This window comes from Longirhabdus pacifica (assembly GCF_004115085.1).
In the GTDB taxonomy this organism is placed as follows: Bacteria; Bacillota; Bacilli; order Paenibacillales; family DSM-105158; genus Longirhabdus; species Longirhabdus pacifica.
In genome coordinates, this window is record NZ_QXJP01000001.1 from 274,623 (window position 1) to 300,984 (window position 26,362).

Here is a 26,362-nt window from a genome sequence, read left to right on the forward strand (position 1 = left end):
ATTTAAATGTAAAAAATTAAATGTCAAAATGTAGATCGAGGAGTTTATCCCCGATCTAGTATGATGACAAGATTAAATTAGTTCTCCATGTATTGCCCTCTTGAAAGCTTATAATTATTGCTATGATTGTTATCCCAATATGTTGTACCATTCACTTCATAAGAAATAGCAAATTGTATAAATGCTCCGTTTGAAGGTATATCAAAAGTCCAGCTCTCCAAACTATTGTTTGAATTGTTCAAACTGCCAACGTAAACTGCAGAAGCGGTTTGAACTGTATTCCAATTGTCAACTGTGTAAGTAACCTTTACATTTTTTACTGGAGAAAGATTTTTTAAGAAGATACTCCCACTTAAAAAATAACCTGTGTACTTAGTATGATAAGCAGCATTAGATAGTTTTACAACAGATTTGCTAAGGCTGTAATCTGGAGCATAGCCTCCCACCTTATAATTGCTGCCGTTATTGTTATCCCAAAAAGTTTGACCATTGGCAATATATTTTACGGCAAATTCAACCGTTTCATTCGTATTAATATCTAGCTCAAAATCCCAAGTTTCGTATCCATTCTGAGCAGGGGCACTATAGGTAGCATATAAATCTTTCCACTGCCCATTTCCTGTTGTATAGTGGATGACGACTTGTTTGTTATAAGTGAAGTTATTAACTTCAACAGATCCTGTTAGTCGTTCACGCACTTGATTTATTCCTTTTATTTTTGCATAAGCTAATTGAACATTGGGTGAGAATGCTGTATCCACACTCTCGGAAGTTGATGCTCCTGCCTTTTGTCCAACCATTCCAGATAATCCCATCATTAGTGCAAACGATACCACAACAAGCAATGCTTTTTTTACTAGTTTCATGTTCTCCACTCCTATTTTTTTATATTTTTTTATTTACTAGAAACATGACCTACAACTAGCAGCAATGATATAAAATTCTTCTATAACTATATTTGTTAAACACCTCCTAAAACAAAAAACCCCGGTTACAAAAAACCGCGGTTATTTTTTTTATTCAGTTTCAACATAGAAGTATATACATATTATAAGCAAATTCTTTTTTTATTGTCAATAATTTCAATGGTAATAAATATATCATTTACAAATTATTAAAATTTGACTCAAATAAAGATAGAGTTCTGTAGTATTAACTTTTATTTTGTAACTATTTAACATTTAGATTGGAGTAGCCTATTTCGCGGTATATCATAATGTAAATGAACAAGTCACTCCATATTTAGTAGACTGAGATGACTCTATTTGCTGCTAGTTTAGTAATGAATTAAAATATAGATTGTATAAGGGCTAAAAGAGAGGACTTACATGATGACACCATTTACTGAAAAGGTAGTTTCTATTCTCAAACAAATTCCAGCAGGTAAGGTGATTACTTACGGGCAAGTTGCTAACTTAGCAGGAAGCCCTCGTGCTGCCCGCCAAGTTGTTCGTATCCTTCATTCTATGAGTAAAAAATATCAATTGCCATGGCATCGTGTCATTAACAGTAAAGGATATATCGCTCTAAAAGAGGATGAAGCATTTTATACTCAAAAACATGCACTAGAAAGTGAGGGTATTACGGTAGGGGACAATGGAGAAATAGAGTTGCGAGTGTACCAGTGGATTCCTGAGTAGATTAGAATAGATAAATATATATTCATGACGTTAAGCTACATATAACTTGAATAAAAATGGTGGAGCCTACACCAGGCTCCTTAATCATGGTGCAAAAATACTTTACCAACTGTTAATGCAAAATATGAAATGTTCCCATCTTTAATCCGAACGCTTGTCCCACGATAAAGTCATACTGAGGTTGGGCATGAAAACTACCAGAAGATAAAATGTTTGTTTCACTATTCATCATAAATAAACTAACATCTGTTCTAGCACCAGAACCTTTGTCACTCCAAATAAGATCACCAATGGAAGTTTCTGCAACAAAGTCTTGTCTAACGCACGTCACTTGTGTCGTGTTAGGCTTATTATAATTGGGTGTAGCAACATGACCTAAACTTGTATATCCTTGACTGCACAATGGTTTCCAAAAAGATCCATCCATGTCACCATCAGATTTATGGTCTGCCCAAATCAATTCATAATCCGTGGGATCTTTCAATACTGGATTTTGAGTATTTGGTTTATCGTTACTAGCTAATACAATTACTTTGCCTGTAGAAAGATCATAATTACCTTGTGCATAATCTCCTACAGATTTAAATCCTTCAATAGGAGGAGTTCGCCAAACTGTACCATCTTGATGAGAACCTGTTCCTTTATCGTTGTATACAAATTGCGTTGCAGGAGCATAGAATGCAAATAATAACGGTTGATCAGGTATATCCACAATGAGTCTTTTTCTGAATTGGTCAATATCTTTCCAATTATCATGAACGGTTTTAAGTTGATGGAGTGCGTACTCTTTTACATCCAAATTTACTTTGCTGATTTCTTCAGAAAGTGTTTGAAATTTTGCAGTTACAATTAACCAGTGATTTATAATAGGTTCCAAACTATCTGAAGCCTTTTCTAATGTAGATTTAAAATCACTTACATGGGTTGACATTGTTGCTACACTATTTTTCATTTGTTCTTTTTTCAATCTTTCATTTTTTTTATCTTCTAATTGTTGTTCGTAGTCCAAAATATAAGCTTTCAGTAATCGTATGACGTCAAGGTGCTCACCTGGTGTAATTTCTATTTCTTTATGCAAACGGGCAATTTCAGTATTGATTACGCTAATTTCTATATCTAGGGAAGCAATCTCAGCATTTACGATGGCAGTAACATCTCTGAGATCACTTTCGAAAGATCGTATATCTTGTGAGAGCATGCTTCTAAAATCATTTAAATGAGGTATTAGATTATCTATTTCTTGCTTGTTTGTGTTTGCATCTTGTTTAAACGTATCTAATTGTTTTATTACAGCATCCCAATCTTCATTGTTCACATGATTTACTATTTCACTATACTGTTCAATAAACGATGTAGCGTGGACTGTAATATCGTTACTTGTTCTAACGACAGATGACTTTAAACTTTTATCCCAATGATCAGCGTGATCCATTACGGATTGTGCGTGCATGCTTAATCTATTTCCAACTTCGTTATTCATAGTAGTGTACATTCCTTTATACCCTTTAAAAATCGGAGCAAACTTTTCCATCTCTTGTACATGAACATGTAGGTTCTCTAAAGCACTTTTTACATCTTCTGTCTCCATAAAATTTGCTATATGTTGGTTTTCAATGTTTTCGTAATCATCTGAAGAGCTGATACTCATACTCACCTGTGTGAGTATGTCAGTATTTGTTGGTGACTCTAGTTTTAAGAGGTTCTCTTGCGTAACAGCCTCCGCATAGTTAAGCTTGAAAGGGAAAAGTATAAGAAGAAGCAAAATTGAAAATAAAAAAACATAAAAAGTTATTAATTTTATACATTTTAGTAGCATCATATCACCTCTATCATAAATTAGATATAAAATCAGATGGGGGAATTCACTGCATTCGCCCCATCTGATTTATATGATTGACAAGCATTGAATTGTTATCTATTGTAATTTTGTTGCGGTGTCACCTTTTTTCATAGTTTTTCTATTATTTATTGAGGCACCAAGGATCCATTTAGAGGAACTTCTTCATACCCTACATCTTTAAATATCTCTCTGGCCGTATTACTGGCATCTTCCCAGCTATCTTTTGCTGTATCTAATTTTGATTTTATAAATGGGAAAACATGATCAGGATTAACCTCATCGATGGATTCCTTTAAGGTTGTAAATTTTGTGTTTAGTTCCAACCAGTTGTCTCGCAAATTTTCTAATGTGTTAACAGCTATATCAATAATTTCTACAAGTTCACCTACATTTTCTTTTGCCATTTCCAGAACAAGCATTTCGTTCTCAATAATGTGTAACTCTTGCGTTGCTTTCATTAGCTTCTTTCTATTTTCGTCCAATTCTTTTTCTTCCAAAGAAGCCCATACTGTGAGTCCAATACCTGCAGCAACAACAACTGCAGATGCTCCACCTGTTGCAGGAAGAAGCGCTGTTCCTACGGCAATGCTAGCGATCCCAATTGGTTTAGTAATAGCGATTCGATCTATGATGTCGTTGTTTTTATCATTGTATGTCTTAATTTGTTGTCTTAATGATGGTAAGACAGCCTTATCGCCATTAATCAAGGCAGTGACTTTCTCAGCATCGTCACGAAAATTTCTACCATCTGCCGATAATTTAGTTCTATAATCACTTAATTTTGTAATGACGTCTCCTACTCTATTTGCCTTTTTTTTCACACTGTCTTGAAGGATATCAAGCCCTACGATTACTAATTCTTTATTACCTTGCTGAGCAAAATCATATATAGGGCTATGCAAATTTTGAAATTCTGTATTATAACCTATGATGTCTTGATTGACTTGTTTCATATAAGGCTTCAGACTATCTAACCAATAGTTTGCGTTTCCTCGTGCTATATTGAGATGGTTGTCAAGAGATAGTGAAACTTTCGCATTATCTTCTTGTTGTCTTATACCATTAAGGTTGAAATCGGGCTGTCTTGATACCGCAAATGCATACATGTCCATTATGAGTGTTTTAGAATGTGTTTGGAGGGCTGCATTTTTTAAATCTTGTGCTCCAATGGAGGTTGGATTGTTATTTTGTGTGAAAAAGACGTTACCCGATTCTAATTGTTCCCCTTGATTAGCAGCCTCAGCATGGTTGTGAGGGAATGGAAAGTGTGAAAGAAGAAGCAAAATGGAAAGTGAAACGATAACAAAAAATTTTAATTTCATAGATTTTAACATTATCATGTTACTCCTCTCTGATTATGGAATTAGTTGGATGCTTCTTTTAATAGACAATATAGAATAGTTTGCTCACAATTTGCCTCATTCCTCACCTCCTTTACTGTATGAATTTTTTTATCATTTAGACTGTGACTCTTTTAAGCTTTTATGCTATAAAGTTAAAGTGTAAAATGGTAAAATAAGTTATATAAACCATAGGGTTAAAAAATTCATTTCTAGAATATATACTTTTTTATTTTTATCACCCTATTTACTAGATGAATTAATGATATATTATTACTTATATTGTGAAAAGAACCACATTTTTCATTTTACTATACCACTTTAAGGAGGTATTTGATGTCGCATATTCATCTTTCAATGGATTCTTATTTTTATCGCTATGCACACAAGTATGAAGCTTTATACCACGCTTTATACGATGCTATTTTGAGTGGGAGAATTTACAAAGGTGAAAAACTACCATCATCCAGAAAATTGGCTGAATACTATGAAATATCTAGAGGAACCGTGAATCAAGTATATGAGATGTTAATTGCGGAAGGAGTGCTAGAAACTATAAAAGGAAGTGGTACATATGTTTCCTTTACTTTTTCATCATCAAGTACTTTAAAGAAAGATTTGCTCCCTGTTTCTTTATCAGAGGTGGGAGAGAAAATGAAACGGATTAGTTCCATTTCTCGTCCAGATGTTAATCAACCAATTCATTTCCATATTGGATTATCCGATATGGATTATTTTCCATATAAGCAGTGGAGACGTAGCTTGCGACATGAAATGGGTAAAATGGAAGATGAAATTAAATTTAGTAATATGAATTCACAGAAATTTTATTCGCTTACCACAGAGATTGCCAAGCACTTACGTCACTATCACGGTCTTGATTGTAAAAATGAACAAATTGTTTTGGTGGAGGATACTGCACAATCTCTTTTTATGCTATTGCAGTTGCTCATTAATGTGAAAGAAGATAGTGTTGTTATGGAAGATCCAGGTTATTTAGGTTGGGAGAAAGTAGTTTTAGCAACAGGAGCTCAGCTTAAACGACTATGTGTGGATAGTGATGGAATGCAATTTAAAGAACTGGATGCAAAGTTAGCAATAGTCAACGCAGACTGTCATTTTCCTACTGGAGTGGCTTTAAGTTTGGAACGAAAAAAAAGAATGCTTCAATGGGCAGATAAACAAGAGGCTTTTATCATTGATGCCCAGTATGGCGTTGAGCTTTGTTATGATGAAAAGTCAAAAAATGCTTTAATGATGTTAGATCAATCCAGTCGAGTCATTATGACTGGTACATTTTCGTTAACCATGATGTCATCTATGAAATTAGGGTATATTGTTTTTCCAGAGGCTCTTATAGATATAGCAAACAGAATGAAACACTTGTTTGATGCTTGTGAGAGAGAGACATTTGAACAAAGGGCATTGGCTCATTTCATGAATACTGGGGATTACAGCCGACATTTAAATCACATGCAGCGTATTTACCATCATAAAAAAGCATTATTTAGTCAACTGTTTCAAATGTATTGTTCACAATGGTTCAAGGTACTACCTAACAACAGTGCGACGTTCATCTTGACGAAGTGGAATGGAGATACAGCATCTTACGATGAAGCAATGAAAATTTGTGAACAAGAGGGTACAAGCTGGACAGATGCTAATCTGATTTATTTTGAACGGAAGGAATCTTATGCTTCTTTTTCATTTGCTCATTTAAATGAGCAAAGCATGGAGAAAGGATTGATTAGATTAGCCTTTGTATTAGGTAAAATAAATATAAAAACCGAAGGTGTTTTGTAGTCTTTATGCAATGAGATAGTGTTATGATCAGATGGACAAAAAATTCATCTGATCATAAATCAGGGTAGTATAGTTGCTATAATATAATTTTTTCGATATAATCTAACTAACGATAGTTAGATTATTGCTTTTAAGTTATAAGTAAACTTAAACTTGCATGATTTCATGCATATAAGCAAAAGTTTGTTGACAACCTATCTTTATGGTCTATTTTTATGACTAGATCATTAAACAAGAACACTTTAAAACATCGCACTTATTTCACACTGGAGGCGTTTGTATGGCTTGGTTATACCTTATTATCGGTGGGATTTTTGAAATTGGTTGGGCATTTGGTTTGAAATACGCAGAAGGTTTCACTAATATTCCTGTGGCCATTTTAACCGTAATACTTATGATACTCAGTTTTTATTGTTTTGCACAATCACTAAAACGTCTTCCTATTTCGACGGCGTATGCTGTTTTTACAGGGATCGGGTCATTTGGGACAGCACTGATCGGCATGCTTTTCTTGGGGGATGCGGTTAGTGTGTTGAAGGTTATATTCGTTTTTGTACTCATAAGTTGTATTGTAGGTTTGAAGTTTGTTTCAAGTGAGCCGAAAAGAAAGGAAGGTGCATAATATGAGTTGGACTATACTAATAACAGCTGGTTTGTTGGAGATTGGCGGCGTATTTTTTTTGAAACTATCAGAAGGTTTCTCAAAATTAAAGCCAACTCTTTTATATATTTTGTTTATGGGTTCAAGTTTTTATCTTCTTTCTGTATCATTAAAAGTAATCCCCATTAGTGTGGCATACGGAATATGGACAGGTATCGGTGCTGTTGGAAGTGTATTACTAGGTATGTTTCTTTTTAAAGAACCTAAGAGCATAAAGAAATTAGCACTCGTGGCGGGTATTATTATCAGTATTGTAGGTTTGAAATTTGTTTCCTAATTATGATTGCAATGAATGCATAAAATGAGGTGAGAGGTTGAGCAAGGGAGAGGAGACAAAGCAGAAGATTTTACAGCAAGCACTAATGCTGTTTTCTGTCAAAGGTTATGAAGAAACATCACTAAAAGACATAGCGACAAGTGTAAATATAAAAGCCCCTTCTATTTATGCTTATTTTAAAAGTAAAGAATCGTTATTTGAAAATGTCATTGATGTTGTGATGGATGAATATTTATTTTTTATACGGAGCCAGGCTGACACAGATGTTTCACTTCCTACAGAGAAACAATTGTATACACTGATGGATAACTTGAACAAGTATTTTTATAAACAAAATTTAGGACTTTTTATTAAGCGATATGGTCTAGTGCCACCTGAAAAATTTAGAGATTACTTGTTACATAAATATAATGAATCAGAAAGAGAAATAAGAAAACTATTGTATGACATTTTAGAAAGTAGCAGCAAACCATATAAAAGCGATTTAGATACCGTTGTCACATCATTTATTTGTGTGCTAGATGGACTATTTACTTATTTGGTGAATTACTCAGAACAAGAATATGAACAAAGACTAAAAGCAGCTTGGGAAGTGTATTGGCAAGGGATAACTACCTCATGATATAAAGATAACCATATAGTCAAAAAAACGCCGTTTTTGATCAAATTTGATCAAAACGGCGTTTTTAAATGGAATTTGTGAACTCACCTGATTTTCCACTTGATTAAAGTGACATTGTATAGTTTTAAGGTAAAAAAGCTAAATAAGTACATCTCCAATAACTAGGTCTTTCCTCGCAAGTATCTAAAAACAAGATTTTACCTGCATATATTTTTTTGGGAATGGTGGAGAATGTAGGATACTGTGTTTTCCAAAAAATCTGAACAGAACGATCTGGAGCTACATCTTGTGTAGATGCTGATGTAATGGGAACAGACAGCGCTAAAACTAAAGCAAATGAAATAATTAAAAATAAAGATTTCTTCATGCTATTTTTCCCCTTTCAACTTTTTCATTTGACCCAAAACGATGACATTTCTTGTCATATTGTGAAATTATCTTACGGAATATATCCACCGTAATAGATACATCTCCATTTATTTCCCGATGCACTAAAGCACTCCGATAAATATAGTGGTCCACCTATGACGCGAGGAACATCTGTCCACCAGTTCGGGTAATCTTGTTTTGAATAGTATACAATCCTCTTGCTACTTGCAGCGTCTTTTTCAAATGAAGAAGCAGAAATTGCAGATACAGATATTCCAAGTACTAAAGCAATGGCAACAATAGAAATCAATACTTTTTTCATACTTAACCTCCTTTTTTTGAATTTTCAAATAATATAACAAGCATAGCAACTCAGTGCTCATAAAAATGTGATCCAGATCACATTTTTTCAAACTGACACCATATTTTTTCAATTAGTATAATGAATATCGTAAAATATAAAACTACTTATATCATGCATTAACACCCTTTAACGTACTATTTAGCATATATTTTATCTCAATGAAAACGTTTGCTTGACGTAAAAACATTAGAGCTGTACAATAAGATAAAACCTTTAATCTTTCATATCATCTATATATCAACATGTGTCAACTAAGTTTAGATAGAATAAAGGAGGAATAATTTTGCAATGTGGTTAAACGTTTCACCTTTATAGTGATAACATGTAGTTGCAATAGAATCACATGAGCAAAAGAAGGAATGAAAAAATATACGATAAAAGATGTTGCTAATAAAGCAGGCGTCTCCATTGCTACTGTATCTAATGTGATTAATGCCAAAGGTCGCGTCTCAACGCAAACGATTGCACGAGTGAGAAAAGTGATAGAGGAGTTGCAATATTATCCGAATTTAGCTGCCAGAAACTTAAAAGATAAAAAGACTCACTTAATAGCAGTACTCGTTCCTTTGACGGATCAAAGTAATATTCATGACAACCCATTTTACTTGGAATTGCTTTCCGGAATTGAAAAAGGAGCCCGTCAATCCGATTTACATGTGCTATTGATTGGTTTGAAAGAGGGAGATAACTTATCTTTTATCCACGAACGTAATTTAGATGGCATTATTGTCGTCGGTGTGCATGAGCATAGTTTGTTGTATGAGAACATTACGCAATTACATGTTCCATGTGTGTTTATGGATAGTTATCTCAATCAATGCAACTATGATCAAGTTAATATTGATGATCAATTAGGTGGATATTTGGCAACCAAGCACTTAATTTCACTAGGTCATCGCCATATAGTGTTGTTTGGTGGGGAACGCAAAAACAATAGTGTATATCATTCAAGGTGGTTAGGTTATAGAAAAGCATTGAATGAAGCAAGGATACAGTACAGAGAAAAATATGCGATAGAGAGTCAAGTTACAATGGAAGCGGCATATCAATGTGCACAGCATTGTATTGCAACCGATAGAGAAATAACAGCAGTATGTGTTGGTTCTGATGTAGCGGCAATGGGGTTTGTTAAAGGACTACATGACGTTGGATTACATGTGCCCGAACACATTTCTGTAATCGGTTTTGATGATTTGTTCTTCGCTCATTATATGGTTCCTACATTGACAACCATATATCAAAATATTACAGAAAAAGGAACTAAGGCAGTAGAACTGCTGTTTGAACAAATATATGAAGAAAGATTTCGACCAGCTAAAAAAGTATTCGTTCCTATTCAACTAAAAATAGGGCAGAGCACTAGAGAAATATCTAAGATGGAGAAATGATGAGATTCAAGCTTACGACTCAATAGCCGTTCGTAAAGGTTGTGATATAGAAAATTTCTTCATCTTGTGCATAGTGATAATAAGTTATTTATTTAGGGAGGATATACAATGCAAACAAGTGAAACGATTCATCCAGATTTACAGCGTCAGGAGACAGTTGCGAAAGATTTAAAAATAGGAGCAATTAAAAGTTTTAAATCTATCTCATCTCATACTATTTTACTCTACGGAGAGCATGCCAATGTGATGCTGCAATTTAAGCATGAGAATATATTAAGAATCAAGCTTTTATTGAGCGATGAAGTGGATGAGTCTACTACCGCAGCAGTGATCTTACAGTCATCAAAAGAAGAAGCTTACAATGTCGAAGAAAATGATCAAGAAATTATTTTTTCCAGTCATGCCATGAGTGCACACATTCAAAAAGCAGATTATAAGTTGAGTGTTGTTCATCATAACGGCAATCCTATTTTTGAAAACGGTGATATGCATTGGACAAAAAATGATGCTGTGACCGTCACATTGCCAAAAAATGATCAATCTCATTTTTACGGTTTAGGTGAAAAAACAGGTTTCCTTGATAAGCAAAACGAAAAATATTCAAATTGGAACAAAGACGTGTACGATCCACATGTACCTGAAATTGAATCATTGTATGCTACGATTCCATTTATGATTCATCACAAATTTGATCAAGCAGACTACGGTATTTTCCTTGATAATCCAGGGGAAACAAGCTTTGATATGAGAAATTCAAACGATGCATTTCAACTAGAAACAAAAACAGGCGCTTGTGACTACTATATTATTATTGGCGACAACATGAAAGATATTATTTCAAACTATACGTTACTTACTGGGCGCATGCCATTACCTGCAAAATGGTCTATCGGCTACCATCAATCTAGATACTCTTATATGAACCAAGAAGAAGTATTAAATTTAGCAAGAACGTTTAAAGAGAAGCAAATCCCAATTGATGCGATTCATTTAGACATTCATTATATGGATAGGTATCGTGTGTTCACTTGGGATAAAGAGCGTTTCCCAAATCCACAACAAATGATGGATGAGTTGAAAGAAATGGGTATCCGCATTATTACCATAGTAGATCCAGGTGTGAAACAAGATCCAAAGTATGAAGTATATAAAGACGGTATTCAAAAAGATATGTTCTGTAAGTATATGGAAGGTCATTTGTTTATCGGTAAAGTGTGGCCAGGAGAAAGTGCATTCCCTGACTTTACGAAACAAGATGTAAGAGAATGGTGGGGAGAGCAGCAGTCTAAATTTTTGCAGTCTGGAGTAAGTGGTGTTTGGAATGATATGAACGAACCTGCTGTATTTAATGAAACGAAAACGATGGATCTCGACGTCATGCATGGCATGGATGAGGGCGAAGCAAAAACACATGAAGAAATGCACAACATGTATGGATATTTTATGTCACAAGCTTCTTACGAAGGATTGAAAATGCATGTTCCTAATGAACGTCCTTTCGTATTAACTCGTGCAGCTTATGCTGGGGTACAGCGATATGCTGCAGTTTGGACAGGAGATAACCGTAGTTTTTGGGAGCATCTATCTATGGCCATGCCAATGGTATTGAACATGGGTTTATCTGGTATTCCTCTTGCAGGTCCAGATATCGGAGGGTTTGCTCACCATTCTAATGGAGAATTGTTAGCGCGCTGGACGCAAATGGGTGTATTCTTCCCATACGTAAGAAATCATAGTGCGACAGGTACTTTGCGTCAGGAACCATGGAGTTTTGGAGAAGAAGTAGAAGAAATTAATCGTAAATATATCCAAATGCGTTACGATTTCATGCCTTACATTTATACGCTATTTTATGAAGCGACACAGACAGGACTTCCTATCATGCGTCCATTGATTTTAGAATACGAAAACGATAAAAATGTGTATAATATGTCCGATCAATTTTTAGTTGGAAGTGATTTGTTGGTAGCACCAATTACGCGTCCTGGCACATTCCATCGTAGTGTTTATCTGCCTGAAGGAGAATGGTATAACTACTGGAATGATGAAAAAATAGTTGGAGGACAGCATATTGGAGTAGATGCTCCCCTAGACACCATTCCATTATTCGTAAAAGCAGGTTCCTTGCTACCGAAGCATGAAGGAAATGATCTTGTCATCCATGTGTACCCTAAAGGAACGACTAGTGAATATAGCTACAGTCTTTACGAAGACGATGGTTTGACGTACGAATATGAAAAAGGTGCATGTCGTCACGTTCATTTCCAAGTAGAAGAAACAGAAAAAGAATGCAACGTAAATGTATCTATGGAGCAACAACAGCAATGGACTTCAAATAGTGAAAAAATGATCTTGTGTGTTCATGGAGCAGCAGGGGAAACTAGAATGGAGATTAATCTGAAATCCGGAAATGAAAGTTACACGACATCTAAATAATGAACACGAATAAACAACAAATCAACAGCGAATGAATAGGAAAAGCTCCCGCCAGAACAACAGGCAGGAGCTTTTTTATTACAATCATTCATCATATGCATGTAGATGCAAAATGCATCATCAACCTAGTTTATTTACACCATCACTTTACAAACATCATTAGAGAAAGCGACAGGGTCTTGTAGTGGTAAGCCTTCAATAAGAAGCGCTTGGCTGTACAATAAGTTAGCATATAGCGCAAACTTTTCTTTATCGCCTGCAAATGAATCTTTAAGACTTTCGAATACTTCATGTTGTGTATTGATTTCAAGTATTTTATCTGCTTTCACATTTTGATTGTCCGGCATTTGTTGCAATACTTTTTCCATTTCAATGGAAACATCTCCAGCGGCAGCTAAACATACAGGGTGAGTTTTAAGACGCTTAGAAACTTTGACATCAGAAACTTTTCCACTTAAGATGTTTTTGATTTCTGCAAATAGTTCTTTGTTCTCATCCGTTTCTGTTTCTGCTTCTTTCTTTTCTTCTTCAGACTCTAACCCTAAGTCACTGCTAGAAACAGATTTAAACTGCTTTTCTTTGTAATTCATGAGCATTTGGATAGAAAATTCATCGATGTCCTCAGTGAAATAAAGTATTTCGTAATCTTTGTCTGCTACTAATTCCGTCTGTGGCATTTTTTCGATACGCTCGTTACTTTCACCAGTCGCATAATAAATGAATTTTTGCTCTTCTGGCATGCGCTCTACATATTCAGCAAGCGTAACCATCTTTTTCTCCGTAGAAGAATAGAACATAATAAGGTCTTGCAAGTCTTCTTTATGCATACCGTATTCGCTATATACACCGTATTTTAATTGGCGACCGAAGGATTCGAAAAACTCGTTATATTTTTCTCTATCCTCCTTCAACAAGCTTTGCAATTCACTTTTAATTTTCTTTTTAATATTTTTTGCAATCAAAGTCAACTGACGGTCGTGTTGCAACAATTCCCTTGAAATATTGAGGGATAAGTCCTCAGAATCTACCATTCCTTTTACAAAGCTAAAATAGTCAGGTAGTAAATCAGCACACTTGTCCATAATCAGCACACCATTGGAATACAACTCTAAACCTTTTTCAAACTCTTTAGAGTAATAGTTAAATGGAATTTGCTGAGGAATAAATAAAATGGAGTTGTAACGGATGGCTCCATCTACACTAATATGTACGTGCTTGATTGGCTTATCGAACCCGTAATGTTTTTCGTTATAAAATTGTTCGTAATCTTCTGTCGTTAATTCGCTTTTATTTTTACGCCAAATTGGAACCATACTGTTGATTGTTTTTTCTTCTGTTACATCAATAAATTCTGGTTCAGTGTTTTCATCTGCATTTTCTGGCTGTTCTTTTGGATGTTGTTCTGTGATATCCATTTTGATCGGATAGCGAATGAAATCAGAGTATTTTTTAATAATAGCTTGCAGTCTATGTTGGTCTAAATACTCATCGTAAGATTCATCTTCAGTGTTTTCTTTTATTTTTAGTACAATTTCCGTGCCTACTTCGTCCTTGTGCCCTGTTTCAATGGTGTATCCATCTACACCTTCAGACACCCAAACATAAGCTTCGTCACTAGCAAATGGTTTTGTCGTAACGGTGACTTGATCAGCTACCATAAAAGCAGAATAGAAACCAACACCGAATTGCCCAATGATGTCGTGTCCATCTTTTATTTCATTGTTGTTTTTAAATGCGAGAGAACCACTCTTTGCAATCGTTCCGAGATTTTGTTCTAACTCTTCTTTATTCATTCCAATCCCAGTGTCTGTAAGCGTTAATGTGCGTTCCTGTTGGTTGGTTGATACTTTAACGTAATAGTCCTCTTTATTGAAAGTGATCGTATCATCTGTCAGTGCTTTATAGTAAATTTTATCTATTGCATCGCTCGAGTTGGAAATTAACTCCCTCAGAAAAATTTCTTTGTGAGTGTAGATGGAGTTAATCATCATTTCTAATAATCTTTTCGATTCTGCTTCAAACTTCTTAATTTCTGGCACCTCAATCTCTCCTTTAATTTTATACTTTGCTTCAAATGATCTATATTGCCTAGAACTTAGGTAATACATAATAAAGCAACATATTCTAAATACCATATATCAACAATAAAGTCAATGTAAGCTTGTGAGATGAAAGCAAAAAGCACACGCTTTATTGTCACAGATGTATCATGTATTTGCTAAAAAGATATCACGATGTGGAGGAAAATTTGCATAAAGAAAGAAAATCTTTCAAATATTAATAAATAAGTTGAGTGAACTTGTTCCATCAACTTATTACCGCTAAACATAAGATGAAGAAATCTCAATATGATAACCTTTACGCCTGGCAACTGAGGCGTAAACATGTAATATCATTTCTGCATCTTATATAAAGTTGAGTGAACTTGTTCCATCAACTTATTACCGCTAAACATAAGATGAAGAAATCTCAATATGATAACCTTTACGCCTGGCAACTGAGGCGTAAACATGTAATATCATTTCTGCATCTTATATAAAGTTGAGTGAACTTGTTCCATCAACTTATTACCGCTAAACATAAGATGAAGAAATCACAATATGATAACCTTTACGCCTGGCAACCGAGGCGTAAACATGTGTTCCATCATTTCTTCATCTTATAATAAGTTGAGTGAACTTGTTCCATCAACTTATATATAGAATCATCAATCATTTTTTACATAACAAATCCAAAACATTAAATTTTTAAAAAAATTGTATAACCGTTACACAGCATGTATAATATGTTCTGCAAATCGAAGCTGAATCAATAAGCTTACATTTTAAGGGGGAATCAGTGATGAAGAAATTTCTTTTGACCTTATCAGCAACGATGCTGATTTTCGCCATCGTTTTGGCGGGTTGTGGTCAGTCCAATGATGAATCAGAAGAGAATCAAGGCACAGGGGCTAGTTCAGATGTAGAGATAGGAATGGTAACCGATACAGCTGGGGTGGACGACAAGTCTTTTAACCAAAGTGCATGGGAAGGCTTGAATAAGCTGTACGAAGAGCGTGGAACAGCAAAACCTCAATACTTACAAAGTAGTTCTGAAGAAGATTACATTACACACTTGAATAGAATGGTGAGAGATAAAGATCTTACTTGGGGTATTGGTTTCAACATGGCAGATGAAGTGAAAGAAACGGCGGAACAAAATCCAGAAGCAAAAATTGCCGTTATTGATGCTGAAATACAAGATGTACCAAACGTTGTATCTGTTACGTTCTCAGAAAATGAAGGTTCTTACTTAGTGGGTGTTGTTGCAGGTTTAACTACAAAAAGTAATAAAATTGGATTTGTAGGTGGAATGGAAATTCCAGTAATAGAAAACTTCGAGACTGGCTTTATTGCAGGGGTAAAAGCAGTGAATCCTGATGCAGAAATACAAACTAACTATACGGGATCATTTGAAAAAGCAGATTTGGGTAAGCAAGCAGCAGCTACATTTTATGATAGTGGAGTAGATATCATTTTCCACGCGGCAGCAGCTACAGGAAACGGCATTTTTACTGAAGCAAAAGAACGTAAAGCAACTGGACAAGACGTATGGGTAATCGGCATTGATAAAGACCAAGCATTAGAATTTGGAAATGAAGTCACACTAACCTCTATGATGAAAAAAGTGGACGAAGCAGTATATCAAGTTTCTTCTGATTTCGTTGACGGTACATTCGAAGGCGGATCTCATATTGTATTAGGATTGAAAGAAAATGGAGTAGGTCTGCCTACGGAAAATCCTAATATTACAGAAGACATTCTTCAACAAGTAGAAGAATATAAAGAACAGATTATTTCTGGGGCAATCACTGTACCATCTGCATATGAAATGGAACAGTAATAAATTGCTAAAAATAGAAGCTGTTCATAAGTTGTTGTCATTTTATGTTATTGACAAAAACAGATGAAATGTCATCATCATGAATGTTAATAAACTGTAACGTTACTGTATAAAGTGCATAAGTAGAAACGTTGTATACCATAATAAGCAAGCGTAAGCGTAATTTCATATCATTGTCATGAAATTTGCTGCATGGTACATAAATGGAACTATAAAAGTTAAGAAGCAGAAGTGGATACGAATAAGTGTGAACAAATGATGAATACCAAGGAATAAAGTAACAAGTGTAAGACAAATTTGTTCTATTTTCGTTTATCATTTTGCTTTTTTTCTCAATCCATTACTAGATTATTCTTTTTACAACCGCTCAGCAATATGGTAAAAATATTATCGCTTTAAAAATATTGTGCAACAGATGTGTAGCATGTATAATGTTCCTGTAAAAGACTTATGTCTTAAGACTTAAGTCTGAAAAAAACATATATTTATTAGGGGGAATGGGCAATGAAAAAGTTTCTTTTAACTTTATCAGCATTAATGCTGGTTTTTTCCGTTGTGTTGGCTGGTTGCGGTCAAGCGGAAGATGAAGAGGACATGAACGACACAAATGGTAGCGGTGACATGGAAGAAGATGCAACAGAGGAAAATAAAGGTGCATCGGATATTAGCTTCGGTATGGTAACAGACGTTGGTGGCGTGGATGACAAATCTTTCAACCAAAGTGCATGGGAAGGTTTGAATAAGTTGGAAGCTGATCTTGGAACGGCAGAGCCAAAATACTTGCAAAGTGATTCAGATGCAGACTACATCCCACATTTAAATAAAATGATAAAAGACAAAGATTTAACTTGGGGTATTGGATTTAACATGGCAGATGCTATTATTGAAACTGCTGAAAGAAACCCTGATGCTAAATTAGCGATTATTGATAATGAAATAAAAGACATTCCAAACATTGTTTCTGTAACGTTTTCTGAAAATGAAGGGGCTTACCTAGTTGGGGTTGTTGCCGGATTAACGACTAACACCAATAAAATTGGTTTCGTAGGTGGAGTAGACATCCCTGTTATTAAAAATTTCGAACTTGGTTTCTTAGAAGGTGTGAAAGCGGTTAACCCAGAGGCAGAAGTAGAAAAAAACTACACGGGCGCTTTTGATAAAGCAGATCTTGGTAAAAATGCTGCTGCAACGATGTTTGACAGTGGAGTAGACATCATTTTCCATGCAGCAGGTGGAACTGGAAATGGTGTATTTACAGAAGCTAAAGAACGCAAAGCGAACGGACAAGACGTTTGGGTTATTGGTGTAGATAAAGATCAGTCTATCGAATTTGGAAATGAAGTCACATTAACTTCTATGATTAAAAAAGTAGATGAAGCAGTATATCAAGTGTCTGCAGATTTAGTTGAAGGCAAATACGAAGGTGGATCCCATATCGTACTTGGATTAAAAGAAAACGGTGTTGGTTTACCAGAAGAAAATCCAAATATTACGGATGAAATTCTTGCACAAGTAGAAGAGTACAAAGAAAAAATTGTTTCTGGTGAAATTACTGTACCATCAGCATACGAATAAATCGTATCCGTTAATAGTTAAACTGTGGTTTTAAGTGAAAGTATAAACAAGGCTAGTTGGAAAACTGGCCTTGTTACCATTGAGACAATGAACTTATAGCATTATGTTGTCTTTATCCTAAAGATCCAATGCTCCTTAAAAAATCGATAATTAGGTGATTACATGAGTAATTATGTCGTTGAGATGTTGAATATTACGAAGAAGTTTCCAGGCATAGTAGCAAACGACAACATCAATTTGAAACTTAAAAAAGGTGAAATCCACGCTTTGCTTGGTGAGAATGGTGCAGGAAAATCTACACTGATGAATATTTTATTCGGATTGTATCAGCCAACCGAGGGCGAGATTCGAATTAATGGAAAAAAAGAAATCATTAACAATGCTAATCGAGCAATTGAATTAGGCATTGGGATGGTGCATCAACATTTTAAATTAGTAGAGCCATTTACAGTAACAGAGAATATTATTTTAGGTAGTGAACCGACTACTGGCGGAAGTATTAATTATAAGAAGGCCGTCAAGCAAGTAGAGGAAATTTCTAATCAATACGGTTTGCAGGTAGATCCACATGCCAAAATAGAAAACATTTCCGTTGGTATGCAGCAACGGGTTGAAATTATAAAAACACTTTACCGTGGAGCGGACATTCTGATCTTTGATGAACCTACAGCCGTGCTTACACCTCAAGAAATAGATGAGTTACTAGACATCATGAGAAATTTGGTGGCACAAGGGAAATCGATTATTTTAATTACGCATAAATTAAAAGAGATCATGGCAATCTGTGATATGGTAACGATTATCCGTAGAGGAAAAGGCATTGGGAGTATCGCAACGAAAGATGCGTCACCAGAAATACTAGCGGAAAAAATGGTGGGTAGACAAGTTTCGTTTGAGCGTGAAAAGGAAAAAGCCCAGCCTAAAGGTCCAATATTGAAATTGAATAACGTTTCCATGAAGAACGAAAAAAATGTAAACGTTTTAAATAATATTAGTTTTGAAGTGAAAGCAGGAGAAGTACTCGGTATTGCAGGTGTAGATGGAAATGGACAGTCTGAATTAATACAAGCTATTTCTGGACTTAGAAAGATTAACGGTGGGCAAATTACGATTAACAACCATGACATTACAAACAAGAATCCACGAAAAATTGCAGAAAGTGGCGTTGCTCATATACCAGAAGACCGACATAAGCATGGTTTAGTATTGGACTTTATGATGACGGAAAACATGGTGTTAAAATCGTATTACAAAAAGCCGTTTAATAAAAATGGATTTTTGGATTACAAAGCAGTAGATGAATATGCGAAGAAATTAATTGAGCAGTTTGATGTTCGAACACCAACGATTTACGATAAAGCGCGATCTTTATCTGGTGGTAATCAGCAAAAAGGAATCATTGCCCGGGAAATTAACTTGCAACCGGAATTGCTTATTGCAGCCCAGCCTACGAGAGGGCTAGATGTAGGTGCAATAGAATTTATACATTCTCAACTTATTGAAGAGAGAAACAAAGACAAAGCGGTATTATTAATTTCTTATGAATTAGAAGAAATATTACAAGTGTCAGATCGCATACTTGTCATTTATGAAGGCCAGATCATAGGTGAGGTTTACCCAGAAGAAACGAATGATAAAGAACTCGGCTTAATGATGGCGGGTAAAAAGTTGACAAAGGAAGGGTAGAGTATAATGAATAAAATTTTTGCAAAACAATCTATCGTTGTTCCCATTGTCTCTATTTTCCTAGGTCTTATGTTTGGAGCCATTGTCATGCTTGCTGGTGGGTACAATCCCATAACGGCATACAATGCATTAGTTAGTGAAATTTTCAGCTCAAGATATAACATAGGGGAAACGATTGCCAATATTACACCATTAATTTTGACAGGACTTGCTGTTGCATTTGCCTTTCGTACAGGATTGTTCAATATCGGTGTGGAAGGTCAGCTTATTGTAGGTATGACTGCGGCAACGATTGTTGGTATTGAATTTGGGTATTTGCCTTGGTTTGTGCATATGCCACTGTCTGTCATTGCTGCTGCTTTGGCTGGAGGTTTATGGGGTGGACTTGCTGGATATTTGAAAGCGAGTAGAGGTGTAAATGAAGTTATTACGACGATTATGTTAAACTTTATTGCGCTTTATTTAGGGAATTATTTAATCAAAGCGTTTTATTTAGAGCCAGGTACCGCTCGTTCTTATAAAATCGAAGATAGCGCTTCGTTAAGAACGGACTGGATGACCAATCTTTTTGATGGAGCAAGGGTAGATTTAGGTTTAATCATTGCATTGATTGCAGTTATTGCTTTTTACATTATTTTATGGAAAACAAAGCAAGGATTTGAACTTCGAGCAGTTGGTTTGAATCATCATGCTGCTAAAAATGCTGGGATTAATGTCAACAGTAATGTCGTTAAAGCGATGTTCATTAGTGGAATGTTAGCTGGATTAGCTGGGGCTACTCGTTCTTTAGGACTATTTGACGCACAGACGATTGCAGCTGCTTATACTGGACTTGGATTTGATGGTATCGCGGTTGCCTTATTAGGTGGAAACGGAGCAATAGGTATCGTGCTCGCAGCTACTTTATTTGGTTCTCTAAAATTTGGTGGTGGCGGCATGAACTACGTCGAAGGTGTGCCAAATGAAATTATTAATGTCGTCATTGCATCCGTTATTTTCTTTGTTGCTGCAAACGGAATTTTCAAATTAATCATCAAACCGTTTAAAGCAAAAAGAAAACAGAAAGGAGCTGCATCTTAATGGAAATATTAGCTCAGTTAGGTTCCATTACTAACCAGTCACTTGTGTTCGCAACAGCGTTAATTTTTACAGCAATGGGTGGTATTTTTTCAGAACGATCTGGTGTCATTAACATTGGTTTAGAAGGTTTAATGATTACTGGTGCATTTGCCGCAGGTGTTACTGCGTATTATGCGGAAGCAGCAGGTTTAGGAGGATTTTCAGCATATGTAGCTTTACTCGCAGCCTTTTTGTTCGGTGTCATTTTTTCACTGATTCATGCTGTCGCATCGATTACGTTTAAGGCAGATCAAGTTGTCAGTGGTGTTGTCATTAATTTGTTGGCACTAGGTGGAACGGTATATGCAGTTAAATTGATCTTTGATTCTGCACAAACGGATACATTAAATGATGCTATGTTAACGAAAGTTTCAATTCCATATTTGTCTGATATACCGTTTATCGGTACGGCATTGTTTAAAGCCTATCCAACTACGTATATCGCATTGATTATTGTATTAATTACGTTTTACTTATTATATAGAACGCCGTTCGGTCTGCGCTTAAGAGCAGCAGGGGAACATCCTAGTTCTGTTGATACTGTTGGTGTCAATGTATTTACGTTAAGATATTTAGGGGTTATGATCAGTGGTGGACTTGCTGGTTTAGGTGGGGCGACGTTAGTATTAACGACAACGTCTAGCTTTGCGGCAAATACAGTATCTGGACAAGGTTTTATCGCTTTAGCCGCTATGATCTTTGGTAAATGGCATCCTGTGGGTGCATTAGGAGCAGCGTTTTTCTTCGGTATCGCACAGAATATGACGAATGTCGTGAAGTTGTATGAATGGTCAAGTGGTATTCCAGAGGAATTTATGTACATGCTGCCATACGTACTTACGATTCTCGTTCTAGCTGGTCTAGTAGGTAAAGCTTACCCTCCAAAAGCACTTGGTGAGCCCTACGATGCTGGTAAGCGATAGCATACAGGTTACAGGTAGTTCAGTAATAAGTTGGTTGAATAAGTTCATCCAACTTAATATAAGATGAAGAAATAAACAGAAACAAGTTTACGCCACAAAGAATCATTTTAAAATCCTTCACAGTAATGGAGTGAAGGATTTTTTCCTTTATACACCGGTAAGATGGTATAATAAAGAAACGTAAATGATGATGCATAAAGTGCAGTAGCATACATAACATACAAACAAAAACATAGTGTAGGAACTGGAAGGGATGGAGGAATGATAATGAGTAGTATGATAAGAGCTGTGCTCAAATTAAAGTGGTTTATTTTACCGATATGGATTGTCATTTTGGCAGTGCTAATGTTAACGATGCCAAATTTTACAGATTTAGTGAGGGAGAAAGGTCAGATTAACGTTCCAGAAGGTTATACATCCTCGGATGCAGCTAGATTAACGGATTATATGACAGAGGGAGAGAGTGGCTATCGAAATTTTGTCATTGTTTTTCATTCAGAACAAGCCCTTTCTGAAAGTCAGTTGTCGGAAATACAACAAGCAACAGAAAATATGAAGCAAAACCAAGAAGCGTATGGTCTCTCCAATATTGTTACATATTTTGAATATCCAGAATTAAAAGATAGATTGCTTAGTGAAGATGGTACTACCTTGCTGTTGCCTGTAAACGCTCAGTTTGAAGGTAAAGATGTCAACGAAGTAAAAGAATTGATGTTAACCACACTTGAGCCGGTGACTAGCAGTGATTTTTATTTTACTGGAAATCCTTTCATAGAAGAGGATAATATTAAAAGCGCACAAAACGGAGTGCAAAAAACAGAAGGTTTTACAGTGGCTATTATCGTTGTTATTTTGCTCATTGTATTTCGTTCTATCGTCACCCCGTTCATTCCATTAATTACGGTTGCACTAAGTTACCTTACAGCACATTCCATCGTAGCCTTTCTAGTAGATGGCGTTAACTTTCCTGTGTCTACATTTACGCAAAACTTCATGGTGGCTATATTATTTGGAATAGGGACAGATTATTGTATTTTACTTTTAAGCAGATTTAAAGAAGAATTATCTAAAAATGATGATGTGGCAGAAGCGATTGTCACTACGTATATGACAGCAGGTAAGACTGTGCTCTACAGTGGTATAGCTGTGCTTGTAGGTTTTACGGCAGTGGGCTTCTCCCAATTCAGTTTATATCGTTCTTCTGTAGCTAATGCAGTGAGTATTACGGTACTCTTACTTGCGTTGTTCACTATTATGCCTTTTTTTATGGCGATATTAAACAAGCGAATGTTCTGGCCAGCAAGAGGGAAACTAGAACATAAAGATAGTGTATTGTGGAATAAGCTTGGGAAATTCTCTTTATCCAGATCTATTCTTTCTTTGTTAATCGTAGCAGTCATTACGGTTCCTTTTATTATCAGTAATCAAGACTTGCGTTCTTATGATGCACTAACGGAAATAGGGGACGACTATGAGTCTGTTATCGCTTTTAACTTAATAGAAGAAGCATTCGGTCCAGGGGAAGCATTGATGACGAATGTTATTTTTCATGATGAGAACCCGATGGATTCCGCAGATCATTTAGCAGTAATCGAGAAGATTTCTTCAGAAATTGCAGATTTAGACGGTGTAGAAATGGTAAGAGGGGTAACGAGACCGCTTGGCGAACCGTTAGAGCAATTTAAAGTTACGAATCAAGTAGAACAGTTTAACGACGGTTTAACGGAAGCAGTGAGTGGAATGGATCAAATCAGTACGGGTTTGAATGATGCCAGTACGCAATTACAATCCTCTCAGCCACAAATGGATGAAACTGTTGCAGGTGTTGAACAATTGATTGCAGGTACTACTCAAGTACAGCAAGGTTTGAATAGTTTGAGTAGTGGGGTATTGCAAGTACAACAAGGATTAGAGCAAGGCACATTAGGATTGGCGGAAGCGAAGACGGCGCTAGATACGCTTGTAGGTAGTGCGCAACAAATTTCCACTAGCATTAGTCAATTGCAGGACAGTTACAGTCAGTTCTCTTCAGGAATTGGTCAATTGTTAACGCAATATGAGTCGATAGCTACACAGCTAACTGGAGTGAGTCAGACCTTAGGTGGGCTTAGTCAAAATTTCTCCAATTTAATAAGTAACAATTCGGATTTAGCATCAGATACAGATTTTGTTACCATTCAAACGACGGTACAACAACTACAAGCAGGAACGAGTGAGTTAGCACAAGGAATAGCTACTTTAAATACTCAGTTGAGCACCATACAGGGGGGAATAGATCAAGCTAATCAAGGGTTTACCCCACTAGCAGAAGGAGCAGCTGCACTTGCTGGAGGATTGCAGCAATTTAACGAAAGCTTTGCGCAATTACAAGCTGGTTTCGAACAAGCAGAACAAGGTCAGCAAAATATTTATAACGGTTTTTCTCCGCTAACTGGAGGCTTAAATGAGGTGCAAAGCGGACAAAATCAGTTATTAACGGGATTACAAGATGCAAACAATCAATCCCTTCAATTAGCAGAAGGATTAGGACAAAGTGCGGAAGGTTTAGAACAGATATCTGTAGGATTAACAGAAGCCCAGACGTATTTAGAAAATTTATCTAGTGCGGATTCGGGATTGTATATTCCAGAAGAAGCATTGCAGGATGAACAATTCCAACAACTACTGGATGCATATTTCACATCCGATCGTCAGACGTTCGAATTACAGGTGATATTTGATATTAACCCGTATTCAACAGAAGCATTAAATTTGATTCCAGTCATTCAAGACATCATTGAATCTGAGTCAAATAATACTCCATTGGAGCAAGCTGAATTTGGCATAGGTGGAACATCGGCTATCTTCTCTGATTTATCAACTGTTTCGAAATCAGACTTTAGACAAACCGCCATCTTTATTTTTACGGGGCTATTCTTGATATTAGTGGTTATGCTTCGTTCTATCGTAGCTCCAATTTACTTGATTTTAGGTTTGGTGCTTTGTTATTTCACTTCACTAGGATTTACAGAATTTATTTTTGTAAATTTATTAGGTCAAACAGGATTGAACTGGGCTGTGCCATTTTACGCTTTTGTTATTCTACTGGCATTAGGCATTGACTACAGCATATTCTTAATGTCAAGATTTACAGAATACAAAGATAGACCAGTAAAAGAAGGCATTCTTTTATCCATGACGAGTATGGGAACGGTTATCATATCTGCTGCCTTAATCCTTGGTGGTACATTTGCTGCAATGTATGCTGCTGGCATCAATTCATTGATGCAAATCGCAACGCTAGTGATTACAGGTTTGTTATTGTACGCTTTGATTATCTTACCTTTCTTCGTACCAGTTATGATCAAACTATTCGGTAAAGCAAATTGGTGGCCTTTCCAACGATAAATCACAGGATATATCTCTACTTTCATAGTGTGAGATATATCTTTTTTACATCATCATCGCTACAGTACAAAGCAACGTTTGATTTTGAATCCTTTGTGAAAAGCTTGTCTTAGTATTGAAAATTGTATGGCATACACTGATACAGGCTTTGCAATTGACAGCGGTTTCACTTACAATAATAGTTGTCCACATTTACATTACAGGAGGAATAACAGTGAGTATTCATATTGGTGCAAAACAAGGAGAAATTGCAGAAAGTATTTTATTACCGGGGGATCCACTTCGAGCTAAATATATTGCAGAAACCTTTTTAGAAAATCCAACTTGCTACAATGAAGTACGTGGTATGCTTGGATTTACTGGAACATACAAAGGAAAAAAAGTTTCCGTGCAAGGTACAGGCATGGGTGTGCCTTCCACGTCTATTTATGTTAACGAACTTATTCAACAATACGGGGTTAAAAATTTAATCCGCGTAGGGACTTGCGGTGGAGTTCAAAAAGACATTAAGGTGAGAGATGTTATTATTGCAATGAGTGCTTCTACAGACTCTAATGTGAATCAACTTCGTTTTAACGGTATGAGCTATGCTCCGACAGCTGACTTTACGCTTCTAAAAGGAGCTTATGAAGCAGCAGTACAGAAAAATTTAAATGCCAAAGTAGGTAATGTGTTCACAAGTGATACATTCTACAATGACAACTTCGAAGAAAGATTAGCCCTCATGTCCAAATTCAACATTTTGGGTGTGGAGATGGAAACAGCAGAATTGTATACCCTTGCAGCTAAATTTGGTGTACATGCGTTGTCTGTTCTCACGGTAAGTGACCACTTGGTAACGGGTGAGGAAACAACTTCTGAAGAACGTCAAACGACATTTAATGATATGATGGAAGTTGCATTAGATACGGTAGCTGGATTAGTCTAAGCATAAGTGTAGTGTAAGCGTTAATAGCATGGAAATCGCTAAAAACGTTAAAAGTGTAAAACATTCAAAGATTGGAATGAAGATGTTGTACTATAGATGAGGTGGGTCCGATGGTTAGACTA

At 35.9% G+C, this 26,362-nt stretch carries 20 protein-coding genes; 14 read left to right on the forward strand and 6 right to left on the reverse strand.

What is annotated here, in order from left to right; translation table 11 throughout:
• Positions 1–77: 77 nt before the first annotated feature.
• Complete coding sequence (locus D1Z92_RS01270; protein WP_128893824.1) at positions 78–866, reverse strand: carbohydrate-binding protein; 789 nt, start codon at positions 864–866, stop codon at positions 78–80.
• Between the two features lie 465 nt (positions 867–1,331).
• On the opposite strand from D1Z92_RS01270, the gene D1Z92_RS01275 reads away from it, so the two are divergent.
• Positions 1,332–1,640 carry an MGMT family protein gene (locus D1Z92_RS01275; RefSeq protein WP_128893878.1) on the forward strand — a complete coding sequence of 103 codons (309 nt, stop codon included), beginning with the start codon at positions 1,332–1,334 and terminating at the stop codon, positions 1,638–1,640.
• A 112-nt stretch (positions 1,641–1,752) separates the two neighbouring features.
• On the opposite strand, the gene D1Z92_RS01280 is transcribed toward D1Z92_RS01275, so the two are convergent.
• Together D1Z92_RS01280 and D1Z92_RS01285 are read right to left on the reverse strand one after the other, a co-directional pair.
• Positions 1,753–3,288 (reverse strand): HBL/NHE enterotoxin family protein, encoded by a 1,536-nt coding sequence (locus D1Z92_RS01280; protein WP_164931386.1) that lies wholly within the window; start codon positions 3,286–3,288, stop codon positions 1,753–1,755.
• 317 nt (positions 3,289–3,605) lie between these two features.
• Complete coding sequence (locus tag D1Z92_RS01285; protein WP_164931387.1) at positions 3,606–4,814, reverse strand: ClyA family alpha-helical pore-forming toxin; 1,209 nt, start codon at positions 4,812–4,814, stop codon at positions 3,606–3,608.
• A gap of 342 nt (positions 4,815–5,156) precedes the next feature.
• On the opposite strand from D1Z92_RS01285, the gene pdxR reads away from it, so the two are divergent.
• The 4 genes from pdxR to D1Z92_RS01305 all read left to right on the forward strand — a co-directional run bounded on the left by pdxR (position 5,157) and on the right by D1Z92_RS01305 (position 8,183).
• Positions 5,157–6,623: a MocR-like pyridoxine biosynthesis transcription factor PdxR gene (gene pdxR, locus D1Z92_RS01290; protein WP_128893827.1), complete on the forward strand. Its 1,467-nt coding sequence runs from the start codon at positions 5,157–5,159 to the stop codon at positions 6,621–6,623.
• 280 nt (positions 6,624–6,903) lie between these two features.
• The gene (locus D1Z92_RS01295; RefSeq protein WP_128893828.1) at positions 6,904–7,245 is read left to right on the forward strand and encodes a DMT family transporter; all 342 of its coding nucleotides are present in this window, start codon (positions 6,904–6,906) and stop codon (positions 7,243–7,245) included.
• A 1-nt stretch (position 7,246) separates the two neighbouring features.
• The gene (locus D1Z92_RS01300) at positions 7,247–7,561 is read left to right on the forward strand and encodes a DMT family transporter (RefSeq protein WP_128893829.1); all 315 of its coding nucleotides are present in this window, start codon (positions 7,247–7,249) and stop codon (positions 7,559–7,561) included.
• A 37-nt stretch (positions 7,562–7,598) separates the two neighbouring features.
• Positions 7,599–8,183 carry a TetR/AcrR family transcriptional regulator gene (locus D1Z92_RS01305; protein WP_128893830.1) on the forward strand — a complete coding sequence of 195 codons (585 nt, stop codon included), beginning with the start codon at positions 7,599–7,601 and terminating at the stop codon, positions 8,181–8,183.
• Positions 8,184–8,307: 124 nt separating this feature from the next.
• On the opposite strand, the gene D1Z92_RS01310 is transcribed toward D1Z92_RS01305, so the two are convergent.
• The gene (locus D1Z92_RS01310) at positions 8,308–8,550 is read right to left on the reverse strand and encodes a hypothetical protein (RefSeq protein WP_128893831.1); all 243 of its coding nucleotides are present in this window, start codon (positions 8,548–8,550) and stop codon (positions 8,308–8,310) included.
• 72 nt (positions 8,551–8,622) lie between these two features.
• The gene (locus tag D1Z92_RS01315) at positions 8,623–8,874 is read right to left on the reverse strand and encodes a hypothetical protein (protein WP_128893832.1); all 252 of its coding nucleotides are present in this window, start codon (positions 8,872–8,874) and stop codon (positions 8,623–8,625) included.
• 401 nt (positions 8,875–9,275) lie between these two features.
• Between D1Z92_RS01315 and D1Z92_RS01320 the strand changes: the two genes are divergently transcribed.
• Together D1Z92_RS01320 and D1Z92_RS01325 are read left to right on the forward strand one after the other, a co-directional pair.
• Positions 9,276–10,304 (forward strand): LacI family DNA-binding transcriptional regulator, encoded by a 1,029-nt coding sequence (locus D1Z92_RS01320; protein WP_128893833.1) that lies wholly within the window; start codon positions 9,276–9,278, stop codon positions 10,302–10,304.
• Between the two features lie 108 nt (positions 10,305–10,412).
• The gene (locus tag D1Z92_RS01325; RefSeq protein ID WP_128893834.1) at positions 10,413–12,740 is read left to right on the forward strand and encodes a glycoside hydrolase family 31 protein; all 2,328 of its coding nucleotides are present in this window, start codon (positions 10,413–10,415) and stop codon (positions 12,738–12,740) included.
• A gap of 134 nt (positions 12,741–12,874) precedes the next feature.
• Here D1Z92_RS01325 and htpG read toward each other — a convergent pair whose 3' ends face one another.
• Positions 12,875–14,731, reverse strand: a complete 1,857-nt coding sequence (gene htpG / locus D1Z92_RS01330; RefSeq protein WP_240666529.1) for a molecular chaperone HtpG — start codon at positions 14,729–14,731, stop codon at positions 12,875–12,877.
• Between the two features lie 850 nt (positions 14,732–15,581).
• Here htpG and D1Z92_RS01335 point away from each other — a divergent pair.
• The 7 genes from D1Z92_RS01335 to deoD all read left to right on the forward strand — a co-directional run bounded on the left by D1Z92_RS01335 (position 15,582) and on the right by deoD (position 26,240).
• Positions 15,582–16,622 carry a BMP family lipoprotein gene (locus tag D1Z92_RS01335; RefSeq protein ID WP_128893836.1) on the forward strand — a complete coding sequence of 347 codons (1,041 nt, stop codon included), beginning with the start codon at positions 15,582–15,584 and terminating at the stop codon, positions 16,620–16,622.
• A 504-nt stretch (positions 16,623–17,126) separates the two neighbouring features.
• Positions 17,127–18,197, forward strand: coding sequence for a BMP family lipoprotein (locus D1Z92_RS01340; RefSeq protein WP_128893837.1), 1,071 nt, complete (start codon positions 17,127–17,129; stop codon positions 18,195–18,197).
• 162 nt (positions 18,198–18,359) lie between these two features.
• Entirely contained in the window at positions 18,360–19,883 is a 1,524-nt protein-coding gene (locus D1Z92_RS01345; protein WP_128893838.1) for an ABC transporter ATP-binding protein, read from the forward strand.
• A gap of 6 nt (positions 19,884–19,889) precedes the next feature.
• Positions 19,890–20,963 carry an ABC transporter permease gene (locus tag D1Z92_RS01350; protein ID WP_128893839.1) on the forward strand — a complete coding sequence of 358 codons (1,074 nt, stop codon included), beginning with the start codon at positions 19,890–19,892 and terminating at the stop codon, positions 20,961–20,963.
• The gene (locus D1Z92_RS01355) at positions 20,963–21,925 is read left to right on the forward strand and encodes an ABC transporter permease (RefSeq protein ID WP_128893840.1); all 963 of its coding nucleotides are present in this window, start codon (positions 20,963–20,965) and stop codon (positions 21,923–21,925) included. Before D1Z92_RS01350 ends, D1Z92_RS01355 begins: the two co-directional genes overlap by 1 nt.
• Before the next feature lie 267 nt (positions 21,926–22,192).
• On the forward strand, positions 22,193–25,312 hold the full coding sequence (locus tag D1Z92_RS01360; protein WP_164931388.1) for an MMPL family transporter: 3,120 nt from the start codon (positions 22,193–22,195) through the stop codon (positions 25,310–25,312).
• A gap of 214 nt (positions 25,313–25,526) precedes the next feature.
• Positions 25,527–26,240, forward strand: a complete 714-nt coding sequence (deoD, locus tag D1Z92_RS01365; RefSeq protein ID WP_128893842.1) for a purine-nucleoside phosphorylase — start codon at positions 25,527–25,529, stop codon at positions 26,238–26,240.
• Positions 26,241–26,362: the final 122 nt, after the last annotated feature.

What these genes read in the sequence shown, in the direction of transcription:
- D1Z92_RS01270 (WP_128893824.1), bottom strand. Translation starts at nt 866, where the DNA reads ATGAAACTAGTAAAAAAAGCATTGCTTGTTGTGGTATCGTTTGCACTA.
- D1Z92_RS01275 (WP_128893878.1), top strand. Translation starts at nt 1,332, where the DNA reads ATGACACCATTTACTGAAAAGGTAGTTTCTATTCTCAAACAAATTCCA.
- D1Z92_RS01280 (WP_164931386.1), bottom strand. Translation starts at nt 3,288, where the DNA reads ATGAGTATCAGCTCTTCAGATGATTACGAAAACATTGAAAACCAACAT.
- D1Z92_RS01285 (WP_164931387.1), bottom strand. Translation starts at nt 4,814, where the DNA reads ATGTTAAAATCTATGAAATTAAAATTTTTTGTTATCGTTTCACTTTCC.
- pdxR (WP_128893827.1), top strand. Translation starts at nt 5,157, where the DNA reads ATGTCGCATATTCATCTTTCAATGGATTCTTATTTTTATCGCTATGCA.
- D1Z92_RS01295 (WP_128893828.1), top strand. Translation starts at nt 6,904, where the DNA reads ATGGCTTGGTTATACCTTATTATCGGTGGGATTTTTGAAATTGGTTGG.
- D1Z92_RS01300 (WP_128893829.1), top strand. Translation starts at nt 7,247, where the DNA reads ATGAGTTGGACTATACTAATAACAGCTGGTTTGTTGGAGATTGGCGGC.
- D1Z92_RS01310 (WP_128893831.1), bottom strand. Translation starts at nt 8,550, where the DNA reads ATGAAGAAATCTTTATTTTTAATTATTTCATTTGCTTTAGTTTTAGCG.
- D1Z92_RS01315 (WP_128893832.1), bottom strand. Translation starts at nt 8,874, where the DNA reads ATGAAAAAAGTATTGATTTCTATTGTTGCCATTGCTTTAGTACTTGGA.
- D1Z92_RS01320 (WP_128893833.1), top strand. Translation starts at nt 9,276, where the DNA reads ATGAAAAAATATACGATAAAAGATGTTGCTAATAAAGCAGGCGTCTCC.
- D1Z92_RS01325 (WP_128893834.1), top strand. Translation starts at nt 10,413, where the DNA reads ATGCAAACAAGTGAAACGATTCATCCAGATTTACAGCGTCAGGAGACA.
- htpG (WP_240666529.1), bottom strand. Translation starts at nt 14,731, where the DNA reads ATGATGATTAACTCCATCTACACTCACAAAGAAATTTTTCTGAGGGAG.
- D1Z92_RS01335 (WP_128893836.1), top strand. Translation starts at nt 15,582, where the DNA reads ATGAAGAAATTTCTTTTGACCTTATCAGCAACGATGCTGATTTTCGCC.
- D1Z92_RS01340 (WP_128893837.1), top strand. Translation starts at nt 17,127, where the DNA reads ATGAAAAAGTTTCTTTTAACTTTATCAGCATTAATGCTGGTTTTTTCC.
- D1Z92_RS01345 (WP_128893838.1), top strand. Translation starts at nt 18,360, where the DNA reads ATGAGTAATTATGTCGTTGAGATGTTGAATATTACGAAGAAGTTTCCA.
- D1Z92_RS01350 (WP_128893839.1), top strand. Translation starts at nt 19,890, where the DNA reads ATGAATAAAATTTTTGCAAAACAATCTATCGTTGTTCCCATTGTCTCT.
- D1Z92_RS01355 (WP_128893840.1), top strand. Translation starts at nt 20,963, where the DNA reads ATGGAAATATTAGCTCAGTTAGGTTCCATTACTAACCAGTCACTTGTG.
- D1Z92_RS01360 (WP_164931388.1), top strand. Translation starts at nt 22,193, where the DNA reads ATGAGTAGTATGATAAGAGCTGTGCTCAAATTAAAGTGGTTTATTTTA.